Source organism: Agromyces albus (assembly GCF_004134825.1).
GTDB lineage: Bacteria > Actinomycetota > Actinomycetes > Actinomycetales > Microbacteriaceae > Agromyces > Agromyces albus.
On the sequence record NZ_SDPN01000012.1, the window covers coordinates 63,151 to 77,430 of the forward strand.

Annotated in this window: 9 protein-coding genes; 1 reads left to right on the forward strand and 8 read right to left on the reverse strand. The window is 70.5% G+C overall.

Annotated elements, in window-relative coordinates; translation table 11 throughout:
• Positions 1-76: 76 nt before the first annotated feature.
• Complete coding sequence (gene rpsT, locus ESP51_RS08550; RefSeq protein WP_129520485.1) at positions 77-337, forward strand: 30S ribosomal protein S20; 261 nt, start codon at positions 77-79, stop codon at positions 335-337.
• 118 nt (positions 338-455) lie between these two features.
• Here the strand turns inward: rpsT and holA are convergent, their stop codons facing one another.
• The 8 genes from holA to cydD all read right to left on the reverse strand — a co-directional run bounded on the left by holA (position 456) and on the right by cydD (position 14,280).
• Positions 456-1,484 carry a DNA polymerase III subunit delta gene (holA, locus tag ESP51_RS08555; protein WP_129520486.1) on the reverse strand — a complete coding sequence of 343 codons (1,029 nt, stop codon included), beginning with the start codon at positions 1,482-1,484 and terminating at the stop codon, positions 456-458.
• A 24-nt stretch (positions 1,485-1,508) separates the two neighbouring features.
• Positions 1,509-3,890, reverse strand: coding sequence for a ComEC/Rec2 family competence protein (locus ESP51_RS08560; RefSeq protein WP_129520487.1), 2,382 nt, complete (start codon positions 3,888-3,890; stop codon positions 1,509-1,511).
• Positions 3,891-4,577, reverse strand: coding sequence for a ComEA family DNA-binding protein (locus tag ESP51_RS08565; RefSeq protein ID WP_129520488.1), 687 nt, complete (start codon positions 4,575-4,577; stop codon positions 3,891-3,893).
• 105 nt (positions 4,578-4,682) lie between these two features.
• On the reverse strand, positions 4,683-7,256 hold the full coding sequence (gene leuS, locus ESP51_RS08570; protein ID WP_129520489.1) for a leucine--tRNA ligase: 2,574 nt from the start codon (positions 7,254-7,256) through the stop codon (positions 4,683-4,685).
• 86 nt (positions 7,257-7,342) lie between these two features.
• Positions 7,343-8,800 carry an aminodeoxychorismate synthase component I gene (pabB, locus tag ESP51_RS08575; RefSeq protein ID WP_129520490.1) on the reverse strand — a complete coding sequence of 486 codons (1,458 nt, stop codon included), beginning with the start codon at positions 8,798-8,800 and terminating at the stop codon, positions 7,343-7,345.
• A gap of 111 nt (positions 8,801-8,911) precedes the next feature.
• Positions 8,912-10,759, reverse strand: a complete 1,848-nt coding sequence (locus tag ESP51_RS08580; RefSeq protein WP_164990467.1) for a PA domain-containing protein — start codon at positions 10,757-10,759, stop codon at positions 8,912-8,914.
• A 151-nt stretch (positions 10,760-10,910) separates the two neighbouring features.
• The gene (gene cydC / locus ESP51_RS08585; RefSeq protein ID WP_129520492.1) at positions 10,911-12,653 is read right to left on the reverse strand and encodes a thiol reductant ABC exporter subunit CydC; all 1,743 of its coding nucleotides are present in this window, start codon (positions 12,651-12,653) and stop codon (positions 10,911-10,913) included.
• Complete coding sequence (gene cydD, locus ESP51_RS08590) at positions 12,646-14,280, reverse strand: thiol reductant ABC exporter subunit CydD (RefSeq protein WP_129520493.1); 1,635 nt, start codon at positions 14,278-14,280, stop codon at positions 12,646-12,648. The genes cydC and cydD overlap by 8 nt, the downstream gene beginning before the upstream one ends.

A 14,280-nucleotide genomic window follows, 5' to 3' on the forward strand; every position in this document is an offset into this window, starting at 1 on the left:
CGCACGATTCGCCGGCGAGGCCCCTCTACCTTCGCTCGGCACATCCGGTACCCGCATAGAAGGAAAGACGAACCACGTGGCAAACATCAAGTCGCAGATCAAGCGCATCCGCACCAACCTCAAGGCGCAGGAGCGCAACAAGGCCGTCAAGAGCGAAGTGAAGAGCGCCGTTCGCGCGACGCGCGACGCCATCGCCTCGGGCGACAAGGAGAAGGCGGCCAGCGCCCTCCGCGTCGCGACGCGCAAGCTCGACAAGGCGGCCAGCAAGGGCGTCATCCACAAGAACCAGGCTGCGAACCGCAAGTCGTCGATCGCGAAGCAGGTCGCTTCGCTCTGACGCGAGCCACTCAGCTCGAAGGCCCTGCACGAGAGTGCGGGGCCTTCGTCATTCCCGGCACACTGGCGGGCGACCGCGGCCGGGCGACCTCTCCGGGGTGACCTCTGCCGAGGCGACTTCAGCGAGGATCGCGCCCGCGGGAGGCGATGACGCCGACGAGTCGTTCGAGGGCGAACACCGGATCGCGCTCGGCGCCCTTGACCGCTGCATCGGTCGCCGCGAGCGCCTCGATCGCACGAGCGAGCCCTTCATCGTTCCAGCCGGCGAGATCGCGACGCGCCCGGTCGACCTGCCACGGCGCGAGCCCGAGCGACGAGGCGACCTGCGCTCCGCCGCCGCGCACCCCCGACACCTTGGCCATTGTGCGTACCTTCATGGCGAACGCTGCCACCATCGGCACGGGGTCTGCGCCGCTGTCGAGCGCGTGACGCAGGGCGATGAGCGCATCTCCACGGCGGCCAGCGATCGCCGCATCGGCGACGGCGAATGAACTGGTCTCGACGCGGCCTCCGTAGTACCGCGCCACGACGGCCTCGGAGATGTCGCCTGGAGCGTCGGCGATGAGCTGCCGGCACGCGGCGGCGAGCTCGGCGAGGTCATCGCTGAAGGCCGCCACGAGCGCACGCAGCGCCCCCGGGCTGATCTTGCGACCGGCGGCGCGGAACTCGGTGGCGGCGAAATCCTGCTTCTCGGCGTCTTTCTTGAGCTCGGTGCAGACGATCTCGATGCCGCCGCCCGTGCCGGCGCGAATCGCGTCGAGGAGTTTCTTGCCCCGCACGCCTCCCTTGTGCCGGAGCACGAGCGTGGTCGAATCGGCGACCTGGCCGAGATAGTCGAGCGCATCAAGCAGGAAGTCGTCGCTCGCCCGTTCGACGGCCTGCACGCGGATGAGCCGTGGTTCGCCGAACAGCGAGGGGCTCGCAAGGGTGAGGAGCTCGCCGCGGCGATACCCGTCGGCCTCGAGATCGCTCACCTCGAGTGCGGGATCTTCTGCGCGGAGGAAGTCTCGGAGCATCGCCGTGGCACGCTCGGCGAGGACCTCTTCGCCGCCCGTGACGAGCACGACCGATGCAGGGCGGATGGCGTGCCACGGCAATTGCGGGATCGCCGCCTTCGCCTTGACCGATCCACTCGCGCGTGCCGCCACAGCACCTCCCGTTCCGCGTCAAGTCTACGGTCGGGCACCGACGCCGCCCGCGCCGCGTTCCGTCCACAGCTCGAAGCCGCCGTCGTTCGCCGTGAGCACAGCGGTGCCCGCGCGGTCGGTGCGCACGACGGCGGTGCCGGCGTCGGCGAGGAGGTCGAGGAGCCGGTCGGTCGGATGTCCGTAGCCGTTGTCGGCACCGACGCCGATGAGCCCGACCGTGGCGCCGAGCTCGTCGTACAACGACTCGCTCTGATCAGCCGACCCGTGGTGCGCGACCTTCACGAGATCGACGACGCCGAGGTCGGCCGACGACAACATCCGCGATTGCGCGCCCTCGCCGAGGTCGCCGAGGAACACCCCGCGGTAGCCCGGCGCGTCGACGTCGAGCACGATGCTCGCGTCATTGCCCGGAATCGCACCGGGCTTGGGCCACACCACCCTCCAGCGCGCATCGCCGAGCGCGCCCCGATGTCCGGTGACGACTTCGATCACAGCGGCTCCCCCGCTCGTGAGCGGACCCAGCACGCGGCTGGAACGCTCGCCGTCGAGTGGGCCGTGGATCACTGTTCCGACTCGTCCGACGACGGCCGCCACTCCCCCGGCGTGGTCGGCGTCCCAGTGCGTGACGACGAGCAGGTCGATGTGGTCGATACCGAGGAGCGCGAGGCATCGCTGCAGCGCGGCGGGCTCGGGGCCGGTGTCGATGAGCGCCGTCTCACCTGCGGACCGCAGGAGCACGGCGTCGCCCTGCCCGATGTCGCAGGCCGCGACATCCCACTCACCGGGCTTGGTGACGAAGCTGACGGCCGGTGCGCCGACGAGCATCCCGAACGGGATCGCCACGGCGAGGATGAGGGCTGCCCACGCCGACGCGCGAACCCTCGGTCGACGCCGGCGTGAGAACGCGAGCCAGAGCGCCAGGGCCGTGCACGTCGCCAGGAGCACTGCGCCCGGCGCGTCGGGCAGCCATGGCCAGCGCCCCAGCGGCATCGCGGAGGCGCCGTGCGCGACGAGCGCGATCCAGCTCGCGGGCAGCCACGCGAGTTGAAGGCAGGCGAATCCGACGGAGGGCAGCACCGGCAGGAGGAGACAGCCGACGAGGCCGACGACCGTGCCGAGCGGCGCCGCCGGTGCCGCGAGCAGGTTCGCCGGCACGCCGTAGAGCGCGAGCCCGGGATCGAGCAATACGAGCACGGGCTGGCACGCGAGCTGAGCGGCGAGTGGCACGCCCAGGAGCGCGGCGATCGGCACGGGCATCACCCGCGCGAGCGCGCTCGTGAGCGGCGCGGCGAGGAGCAGCAACCCGGCGGTCGCACACACCGAGAGGGCGAATCCGTAGTCGCGCGAGAACCACGGGTCGAACGTGAGCAGGGCCACGACCGCGAGCGCCAGGGCTGCGATGCCACCGCCCTGGCGGCCCGACGCGATCGAGGCCAGCACGACGACGGCCATGGCGCCGGCCCGGACGACGCTCGACTCCGGTGTCACGAGCACGATGAAGCCGATCAGGGCGACGAGTGCTATCCCGACGCGGATCCATCGGGCGAGGCCGAGGGCCGCCGCGAGGGCGAAGGCGGCTGCCGTGACGATCGCGCAGTTCGCGCCCGACACCGCCGTCAGGTGGCTGAGCGAACTCGACTTCATGGCGGCGTCGAGCTCGGCGCCGACCGCACCGGTGTCGCCGATCGCGAGTCCGGGCACGAGCGCGCCGCCATCGCCGCCGAGCGCGCTCGCGGCCGCGGCGAATCCGCTGCGAAGCCCTGCCGACCAGCCGAGCCAGGGTGGCGGAGCAGCCGTGACCTCGAGCTCGGTGACCGGTCGCAATCGGAACGCCGCACCCTCCGCTGCAGGAAGCGCCGCGACACGGGCATCGAACGCCACGTGTGCACCGAGATCGAGTCCGTCGCCCGGGGCTGAGCCCATTGCCGTGACCGGCACCGCCGGTACGGTACGACCATCGACGGCGATGAGGCGCCCCTCGAGGCGCACCGGTGGGTCCGCCGCCGGATCGAACCAGAGAGCGGGGGCAGGGCGTGGCGCCGTCGTGAGCTCGATCACGACGGCGGCCGTGCTGTGCTCTGCGGCGACGCTCTGCAGGGGCGATCGTTCCCGAGCGTCGAGCCCGACAGCCGCCGACGTCGAGACGAGCCCGCACGCGGCGAGCGACACGAGCGCCGTCGCGGCGAAGGGCATGATCAGGCGCGCCCGAGCCTGCCTCGGGATCTCGATCGCGTCGCGCCTTCGCACCAGTAGGATGCCGGCCAGCACGGCGGTCGTGAGGCCGGCGACTGCCCAGCAGGCAGCGGCGAACAGCCAGGGCGCGATGCCGGCGTCGGGGGCGGCGACCGCACCCCAGGCGGCCACCCAGGCCGCTGCGGCGGGAACGAGCAATCGAAGGTCGCGCATTCAGAGACTCACGCGATCGACGAGCCCGGCGAAGACGGCATCGCCGATGCCCGTGACCTCGAGCAATTGCTCGACGCTCGTGAACGGCCCGTTCGCGTCACGCCAGTCGATGATGCGCTGCGCGAGCGCCGGTCCGATGCGGGGCAACGTGTCGAGCGCCGCGACGTCGGCCGTGTTCAGGTGCACGACGCCGTCGCCGGAGGTGGCCGATCCACTCGAATCGGCGCCCGAACCGGCGGCGGGGCCGGGCGGCGGCACCTGCCCGATCGCGAGCACCACGAGCTGCTCGCCGTCGACCACGGGTCGCGCCAGGTTGACGCCGGCCGGATCGGCCTCGGCCGTGAAGCCGCCGGCAGCGGCCACGGCGTCGACGACGCGCGAGCCGGCCGCGAGCTCGACGAGCCCCGGCTTCGCCACGGCACCGAGCACGTGCACGAGCAGCGGGGTCGTGGCCACCTCCTCGACCGAAGCGTGATGCCCCGCGGCATCCGTCGCCTCGACCTCGACAGCGTCGATGCGTTCCTGGCCACCCCCGCCGCTCGCCGCGAACGAGAGCATCGCCGCCACGGCGACCGCGACGACGAAGAGCACGACGGCGGCACCGACCGCGATGCGAACGCGCGGGCCGGCGCGCCGAGCGACCGGGTCGAGCGCATCGAGCAGTTGGGGGTCGGGGCTCGCGGGCATGCCCGCACGCTACGCGAGCCAGACCGACCGGATCACGCGCTCGATCAGGTCAGCGGACACCTCGGACCCTCGAGCCGCTGTCGAGGGCGAGTCGGTGCCTGCCGGTCAGGCGCGCGTGGCGATGTTCACGAGTCGGGGAGGACGAACGATGACGTTCACGATCTCGCGTTCGCCGATCGCGCGGGCGACGCCCGCCGAGGAACGGGCGAGCGCCTCGAGCTCATCGCCCGACACCTTGGGCGAGACCTCCAGTCGATCGCGCACCTTGCCGTCGACCTGCACGATCGCGGTGACCGACTCCTCGACGAGGAGCGCCGGATCGGGCTTGCGCCACGGCACGAGTGCCACGGTGGGCTCGTACCCGAGGCGCTCCCACATGTCTTCGGCGGTATATGGCGCGAAGAGGTTCAGGATCATGGCCGTGACCTCGGATGCCTCCCGCACGGCGGCATCCGCTGCTCCGGCGCCCGAGTCGATCGCCTTGCGCGTCGCGTTCACGAGTTCCATGAGCCGCGCCACGACGACATTGAACTTGAAGGCCTCGATGAGGCTCGGAGCATCGGCGAGCAACCGGTGCGTGATGCGGCGCAGCGCAGGGTTTCCGGACTTCCATTCGATGTCGGGGCTCGAGGTGACCTCGCCCGAGATCCGCCACGCGCGCGCGAGGAACTTCGCGGCGCCGACCGGCGAGACATCCGCCCAGTCGATGTCGTCTTCGGGCGGCCCGGCGAACGCGAGCGTCACCCGAAGCGCATCGGCGCCATGGGCCGACAGCTCGCTCGCGAACTCGACGAGGTTGCCCTTCGACTTCGACATCTTGGCGCCGTCCATGATGACCATGCCCTGGTTCAGGAGCGACGTGAACGGCTCGGTGAAGCTCAGGTAGCCGAGGTCGAAGAGCACCTTGGTGATGAATCGGGAGTAGAGCAGGTGCAGGATGGCGTGCTCGACGCCGCCCACGTACTGGTCGACGGGCATCCACTTCTCGGCCTCGGCCGGGTCGAACGCGATGGTGTCGTCGTTCGGGTTCAGGTACCGCAGGTAGTACCAGGAGCTGTCGACGAACGTGTCCATGGTGTCGGAGTCGCGGCGAGCGTCGCCGCCACAGTTCGGGCACGCCACCTTCGACCACTCTTCGGCGGCGCCGAGCGGGCTCGCGCCCTTCGGCTTCAAGTCGAGCCCGGCGGCATCCGGCAACCTGACCGGGAGCTCGCTCTCGGGCACGGGCACCTCGCCGCACTCGACGCAGTGGATGATCGGGATCGGTGTGCCCCAGTAGCGCTGGCGCGAGATGAGCCAGTCGCGCAACCGGAAGTTCTTCGAGGCCCTGCCGAGGCCGCGCTCGGCGAGCAGCTCGATGACCCGGCGGATCGCGTTCGACTTGCTCAGGCCGTCGAGCGGGCCGGAGTTGATGAGCCGGCCCTCCCCCGCGAGGGCAATTCCCGTCGTTGCCGGATCGACCGGCTCGTAGTCGTCGGGCAACACTGGGTCGCCGTGTTCGTCGAGCGGGATCACGGGGATCACGCCCGTGACGGGCGCGTTCGTGTCGACCACGACCCGCACCGGCAGCCCGAAGGCCCGGGCGAAGTCGAGGTCGCGCTGGTCGTGGGCCGGCACCGCCATGATCGCGCCGTGCCCGTAGTCGGCGAGCACGTAATCGGCCGCCCAGATCGGCAACCGCTCGCCGTTCACGGGGTTCACCGCGTAGCGCTCGAGGAAGATACCGGTCTTCGGGCGTTCGGTGCTCAGTCGGTCGATGTCGCTCTCGGCGCGCACGGAATCGAGGTAGCCCTGGAACCGCGAGCGCACCTCGTCGGATGCCTCGGCGGCCAGTTCGGCGGCGAGTTCGGAGTCGGGCGCGACGACCATGAAGGTTGCGCCATAGAGCGTGTCGGGCCGTGTCGTGAACACGGACACGCGCTCATCGCGCCCCTCAATCTCGAACTCGACGTCGGCACCGGCGGAGCGGCCGATCCAGTTGCGCTGCATGGAGAGGACCTTCGACGGCCACGCCCCCTCGAGCTGGTTGAGGTCGTCGAGCAGCCGGTCGGCGTAGTCGGTGACCCGGAAGTACCACTGCGTGAGCGCCTTCTTCGTCACGACGGCGCCGCAGCGCTCGCAATGCCCGTCGATGACCTGCTCGTTCGCGAGCACGGTCTGGTCGTTCGGGCACCAGTTCACCTGCCCGGCCTTGCGGTAGGCGATGCCCTTCTCGTAGAGCTTCAGGAAGAGCCACTGGTTCCACTTGTAGTACTCGGGGTCGCTCGTGTGCAGCTCGCGCGACCAGTCGAACGACGGCGCATACTGGCGGAACGAGCGCTTCTGCTGCTCGATGTTGTCGTAGGTCCACGGCCGCGGGTCGATGCCCCGCTTGATCGCCGCGTTCTCGGCAGGCAGGCCGAAGGAGTCCCAACCGACGGGATGCAACACATCGAAGCCCTGCTGGCGCCAGTAGCGAGCGACGGTGTCGCCGTAGCCGAAGGCCTCGGCGTGCCCCATGTGCAGATCGCCCGACGGGTAGGGGAACATGTCGAGGATGTACTTGCGCGGCCTCATGTCGCCGGGCCGGCCGGCACGGAAGGGCTGCAGCTCTTCCCAGACGGGAAGCCACTTCGCCTGGATCGAGGCGAAGTCGTACGCGCCGGCGTCGGCGTGTGCTGGGTCCTGATCGTGTGCCACGTGACTCTCAATCGTGTGTCGCTGCCCCGGGCGGGCTCCGGGTTCCGGGCGCGCAAGATCGCGGCGCGCTCGAACATCAAGACTACTCACTCTGCCGGGGGCATCGCCGCGCCGAGCACGGCCAGCAGGGCCCGCGCCTTCACTCGCGTCTCCTCGATCTCCTCGGGGGCGACGGAGAGCGCCGTGATGCCACCGCCCGTGCCGATGCTCGCGCCGTCGGGGGTCAGAACGATCGAACGGATCACCATCGCCAGGTCGGCGCTCCCGTCGATGCCGAGGTACCCGAACGCCCCCGAATACACGCCGCGGGGGCCGCGCTCGAGCTCGTGCAGGATCGTCATGGCGCTGTGCTTCGGTGCCCCGGTCATCGACCCGGCGGGGAACGCCGCCTGCACGACGTCGAGGGCCGTGAGCGGATGCCGCAGCCGCGCGGTCACCGTCGAGACGAGTTGGTGCACGTGGGCATACTCCTCGACGTCGAGGAGGCTCGGCACCGACACGCTGCCGAGCTCGGCGATGCGACCGAGGTCGTTGCGCATGAGATCGACGATCATGAGGTTCTCGGCCTGTTCCTTCTCGCTCTCGAGGAGCTCGCGTCGCAGCGCCGCATCGCGCGCGGGGTCGGCGCTGCGCGGGCGAGTGCCCTTCATCGGCTTCGTCGAGACGAGCCCATCGGGGTCGACGTGCAGGAACTGCTCGGGCGACGCGCTCAGCAGCGCGAACGCCCCGAACCTGAGGTAGCCGGCATGGTGGCTCGGACTCGAGGCCCTCAGGGCGAGGTAGGTCTCGGCGGGGTCGGGCCGCACGTCGACGTCGATGCGGTTGGTGAGGCAGAGCTGGTAGGCGTCGCCGCGCAGGATCGCGGCCTTGCACTCGGCGATGAGCGACGCGTAGGCGCGCGGGTCGTGGCGCCACCGCACTGCGGGTGCCGCTGTGGCCGGGGCCGCCGCCGTCGCCGTCGCCGGGGGCGCCTCGAGCGGCGACTGCAGAGCGGCACTCATGGCGTCGGCCCACGCCCGAACGTCGGCGACCTCGGGCTCCCCGGCCTCGTCGACGGGGTCGGGCTCGAGCCACACGAGGCGCATCGACCGCGCGGCGTGATCGAAGGCGATCGCGCGGTCGACGAAGAGGAAGGCGGCATCCGGTGTCTCGGCCGGCTCGACGGGCACGCCGTTCAGCCTGGCGCCCAACTCATAGCCGAACCAGCCGAACCAGCCGAGTGGGCCGCCGACCCCGGCGTCCTGGCCAAGCCCGGCGGTCATGCCGTGCAGCCGCTCGGCCAGCACCTCGAACACGGATGCCTCGACCGTCGTCGCGCCGTCGTCGCCGCGCATCGGCGTCGAGCGGGTCACGGTGCCACTCGTCACGTCGGCGGTCACGAACTCGCTGCCCTCATGGGCCGCGGCGAGGACGCTCACCCCGGATGCAGCTTCGGCACCGCCGTCGAGCCACACCGCGTAGGGGGCATTCGCGAACCACGCCCGGAACACGGCCTCGGGGTCGCGCCACTCGGGCAACGAGCGGGTTCGGACGCGGCGCGGCATCCTCTCAGCCTAGGTGTGCGCGCCGGGCGGTTGCGAAGAAGGCGTGGCGACATGACGATGGGCCGGCGCTTCCGCGCCGACCCACCGTCATCCGTTCAGCCCTTCAGCCGATCACGGCGCGTTGTACTGGAAGATGTACACGCCGCTGTCACGGTCGGAGGCGAGCACGTACTTCTGGCCGTTCGGGTGCTCATGCACCTCGACGCCCCAGAAGTTGTTCCCGCCCTCGTCGATGAAGTGCCCGACTTCCTCCATGCCGTCAGGCCCGTAGCTCACGACCCGGAATCCCGCCGCGTAGTACGAGATGTAGACGAGGTTCTCATCGGGATCGGTCGCGACCTCGTGCACCGAGAGGTCACCGGAGCCCGACGCGTGCGCCGGGTCCTGACTCTCGGGCACGTAGTACTGGTCGAGGTCCTGCATCGTGCTGGCGTCGTAGAGGTGCACGTAGCCCCATCCGTCGAAGACCGCCGAGATGTCGACGTCCTGGCCGGAAGCGCCGACCGCCGTCGGGATCAGGGTGCCGGCACCCGATGCGTCGCAGGTGTAGTCGGCCGGAACCTCGCCCGTCAGGATGCGGAATCCGTCGGTGCGCGAGACGAACACCGCGGGGATGTCGGCGTCGACGAGCATCGACACGAGCGAGTCGCACCCGTCGACTCCGGTGCGGTTGAACACGATCACACCGGCGTATCCGGCCGCCTCGGCATTCTGCACCTTGACGACGAAGTCGCACACACCACGCTCGATGACCGCGACGCTCGCCGTGTCGTCTGCGGGCGGTATCGACGCGGCGTCGCACGCGAGGCCCAGGTAGCGAGTGCCCCCGGCAAGGCTCGTGTCGGCGTCGATCTGCGTCACGTCGGAACCCTGGACTGCGGTGAACTCGGTGCCGTCCTCCATGGTGGCCGTGACTCGGTACGGATCGAAGTCCTCGTCGGTGGCGATGAAGAACTCTTTGTCGTTCGTGAACTCGGCCTGGTGGGCATTCCCCTCAGGCGAGATCGTCTCACCGAACTCGGCACGGACCGGATCGGCCGCCGCGAAGTCGGTGTCGGCGATGAACACGGGGTTGGCCGGGTCGTCGACGTTGAGTTTGGCGTAGCCGCCGTCCCAGTACGAGGCGAGCATCGTCTGCACGCCGTCGATCTCCTCGACGACCATGTCGTGGAGGAACACCGCGTCGCCGTGCACCGCACCGGGCGCCTGCGCCGTGTCGGCGTCGAGCGAGGTCTCTGAGATGAGCTTCGGCTTCGACGGGTTCGTGATGTCGAGGATGTCGACGTCGGTGTCCTCCTCGTCGTCGACGAGCACGGCGTACGCCTTGTCGCCGTCGGTCCACATGCGCACCGAGTGGGTCTCGTTCGACGTGGTCTGCGCCTTGCCGTTCACGGTGAAGTCGCCGAATCCCTCGACGAGCTTCTTCGGCTTCGTCGGGTCGGTGACGTCGACGAGCGTGATGCCGCCGATGCCCTTCGTCTCGCCCGGGCAGATCTCGTTCTGGAAGGCGAGCACCTCACCGCTGAAGTACTTCGTCTCGAGATGGATGACTTGCGAGCCCTCGCCGCTGAACGTGCCGCGGTGGCTCGGGACCAGGGAGACGAACTCGGGCGAGGCCGGGTCGGAGATGTCGGCGATGTACACCCCGCCGCGGTCGCACTCGGGCTCCCAGAATGCGGTCAGGTAGGCGTAGTTGCCGTAGGCCGAGACGTCGGCGACACGCCCCGGCTGCTCTTCATCGCCGAAGAGGTCGAGGTTGCCGATGAGGTCGACGTTCTCACTCGAGGCGGGCAGATGGCCCTCCTCTTCGCTGTGCTGGGCGTGATGGTTATGCGTCTCCTTGCCGGAGTCCATGGTGCTGTCGTCGACCCACACTTCATCGTGTGCGTGGGCGGGTGCAGCACCCAGCAGGAGCGCGGCGGTGACGGCGAAGGTGGTACCGGTGATCGTGGCTCTCATGGCGAAATGCTCCTCAGCATCTGGTGTCGCATGGCCGATGTCGACCAGAGTCAACCAGATGGCCGCTACAACGCGCCACATCTCGGGAGCGATACGCAACAGGCGTGCGCGATGCGCTCGGATTCGACGGCCGATCGGAGCTCTCGATCCCTTAAGCGTCGCTGTGGCGCACAGGCGACGCTGCGGCCGGCTTCACGGAGATCGCCCGGTCGATGAGCTCTCGCGGGGCGCCGGTGTGCGAGATGAGCACGACCGATCGGTCGGATCCTGCTGCGGTGAGGAGGTCGCGCAGCAGCGCGTCGGCGCGGTCGGGATCCACGCTCGCCGTCGGTTCGTCGAGCACGAGCACCGGGAAGTCGGCGAGCATCGCGCGAGCGAGGGCGATGCGCTGGGCCTGCCCTCCCGAGACGAGTGCACCACGTTCGCCGACGGGTGCACCGAGTCCGCCGCGCTCGGCCACCCAGTCCGCGAGTCCCACTCGGGCGAGCATGGCGACCAGTTCCGCGTCGCTCGCGGTGTCTCTGGCGAAGAGGAGATTCTGGCGAATGTCCTCATCGAAGAGCCATGGGCGCTGTTCGACGAGACCGACGATGCGCCGAACCTCCATCGGATCGAGGTCACAGACCTCGGCACCGTCCAGTCGGTACGATCCGTCGTACTCGAGGAACCGCACGAGCACGTGGGCGAGTGTCGTCTTGCCCGAGCCCGACGTTCCCTCGACGAGCACCCGCTCCCCGGGTTCGACGTCGAGGTCGAGGGGACCGAGATCAGACGGTGCCAGACTCATCTCATCGACGCGCGAGACGCCCGTGTGCGGATCGTCGGCTCCCGCCACGCGCGGCCACCGGGCGCGGACCCCACGTAAGTGCAGCGCCGGCGCCCCGGTTCCTCTGGGCGATTCGGCCGGGGCACTCGGCGGGATCGGCACGCCGTCGGGAACGATGTCGGGCACGGCATCGGCGACCCGTTCGGCGCTCGACTGCGCAGTGCGAAGGAACCCCACCGCGATCGGCAGGGCCGAAGAGACCTCGGCGATCGCGAGCGGCACGAGACACAGCACGGCGAACGTCGGCGCGTCGATCCGGCCGCCCGCGAGCTGCGGCTCTGCCGCCCACATGCTCGCCGCCGCAGCGAATCCGCCCACCGCACTCATCGCCGCCGTCGTGATGCCGACGGCCGACGCCCGTCTGCGGGTCGCCCGCTCGAGCCGTTTCCCCAGCCGTCGGATGCGTGCCCGCCCGGTCGCAGCGGCATCGAACGCGACGAGCACGTCGAGCGCCTGCACGTGCTCGACCACAGCCGCCTGCAATTCGCCTCGAAGGGGCGCGATGTGCGGGTCGGCGCGCACCGCGATGACCTGCTGCGCGACGATCGCGACGATGATGCCCGCGACGAGGCATCCTGCCGCCGCGAGGGCAGATGCCGGGGCGAGCCATGCGAGGCCCGCGACGGCGGCGACCATTACCACCGAGGCGCTCGCGACGGGCTGCACGATGCGGAGCGAGACGCTCTGGAGTTCATCGACATCGCCGACGAAGCGCGCGAGCAGGTCGCCGCGACGCGTGGCGGCGAGCCCGTCGGGCGCGATCGGCAGCAGCCGCTCGAACACGCCCGCGCGGATCGCCGCGAGCTGCTGGAACGCCGCGTCATGCCCGGCGAGGCGCTCCAGGTACCGGAACACCGCCCGGCTCAGCGCGAAGGCGCGCACGCCGACGACGCCGAGTGAGAGGTACAGCACCGGCGGCTGTTCGGCAGCCCGCACGATGAGCCACGCGCTCGCGGCGAGCAGTGCGACGCTCGAGAGCCCCGCGGCGATGCCGAGCAGCACCGGCGGCACGAGCCGGCGGAATGGCGGCACGGCTTGCCGCAGCACGGCCGTTGAACGATCAGACACGGGCCACCTCCGACAACGCCACGGTACGGTCCGCCGCCTCCGCGAGTCCCGGTCGGTGCGTCGTCACGAGCACGGCCCGCCCGTCGCGGGAGATCTCCCGGAGGCATCGGCCGAGCTCCTGCTCGCGATCGGCATCGAGCGCGGAGCTCGGTTCGTCGAGCAGGAGGACGCGAGCGTCGGCGGCGAGCAGGCGGTGCACGGCGCGTGCCGTCGCGACGCGTTGCGCCTGGCCGCCCGACAGCCCCGCGCCGCTCGGTCCGAGTGTGCGACGGCCCGGCAGGTCGACGCCGCCGAGGCGGAGGGCCCGTTCGAGCAGTTGCGGCGCGGCATCCGGATGCCCCAACCGCACGTTCTCGGCGATGGTGCCCCCGAGCAGGTGTGGTGCCTGGCCGGCCCACGCGGTGTTCGAGCGCGTCGCTGCACCGACCGGCATGCAATCGATGGTCACTTCGCCCTCGAAATCGGCGAACCCGAGGATCGCCGAGAGGAGACTCGACTTGCCCGAGCCGCTGTCACCGGTCACGACGACGAACTCACCCGGCGCGACGTCGAGGTTCAGGCCCTCGAGCACGACGGCGCCGTCGCGGATCACCCGCAGGTCGCGGACCCGGAGGCCCGCGGCATCCGCGGCTCCCGCCGCATCAGCCGCCAGCACAGTCGAAGGCATGTCCGCTTCATCCGCCTGCTCGAGCGCGTCGAGCGCGTCGCGCGAGGCCTCGAGGCCGGCCGTCGAGGCATGGAAGGCGGCTCCGACGTTGCGGATCGGGAGGAAGACCTCGGGCGCGAGCACGAGCACGAAGAGACCAGGCGCGAGCGTGAAGTCCCCTGCCACGAGGCGGAGCCCGATCGACACCGCCACGAGCGCGACCGAGAGGCTGCCGGCGAGCTCGAGGGTGAAGCCGGAGAGGAACGTCACGCGCAGCACCTTCATCGTGCTCGACCGGTACGCGTCGGTGACGTCGCGAATGCGGCCGACCTGGCGTTCGGCCCGGCCGAACACCATGAGCGTCGACAGTCCGCCGACCACCTCGAGGAATCCCTTCGACAGCGATTCCAGCCGCCGCCACTGCCGCCGCTGCACCGCGCCCGTCGCCATGCCGATGAGCGCCATGAACACCGGGATGAGCGGCAGCACGATGACCAGGATGAGCCCCGAGAGCCAGTCGGCCACCCAGACGGAGACGACGAGCACGGGAGTCGCGACCACGGTGAGCACGAGTTGCGGCAGGTAGCGTCCGAAGTACTCGTCGAGCGCGTCGAGCCCCGGGCCCAGCAGCGTCGCGGCGCCTGCCGTCGTGAGGCTCCGGATGCCGCCGGGCCGCCGTTCGAGCGCTGCGAGCAGGTCGTCGCGCAGTTCCGACTTCACCCGCATCGCCCCGGCGGAGCCGACCCACTCCCAGAGCCACCCCGCGATGGCGCGCACGGATGCCGCGGCGAGCAGCACCACGAGCGCACCACCGCTGCCCGCGGGCGATTCGCCGCCGATGAATCCCGTGACGAGGGCGGTGAGCGCCCACGCGAATGCGATCGTGGCTGCGGCCTGCAGGAGGGCGAGCGCGGCACCCGACAGGAGGAAGCCGCGAGCGGCGCGGGAGCGCAGCACGAGTCGCGGGTCGAGGGGCTTCAC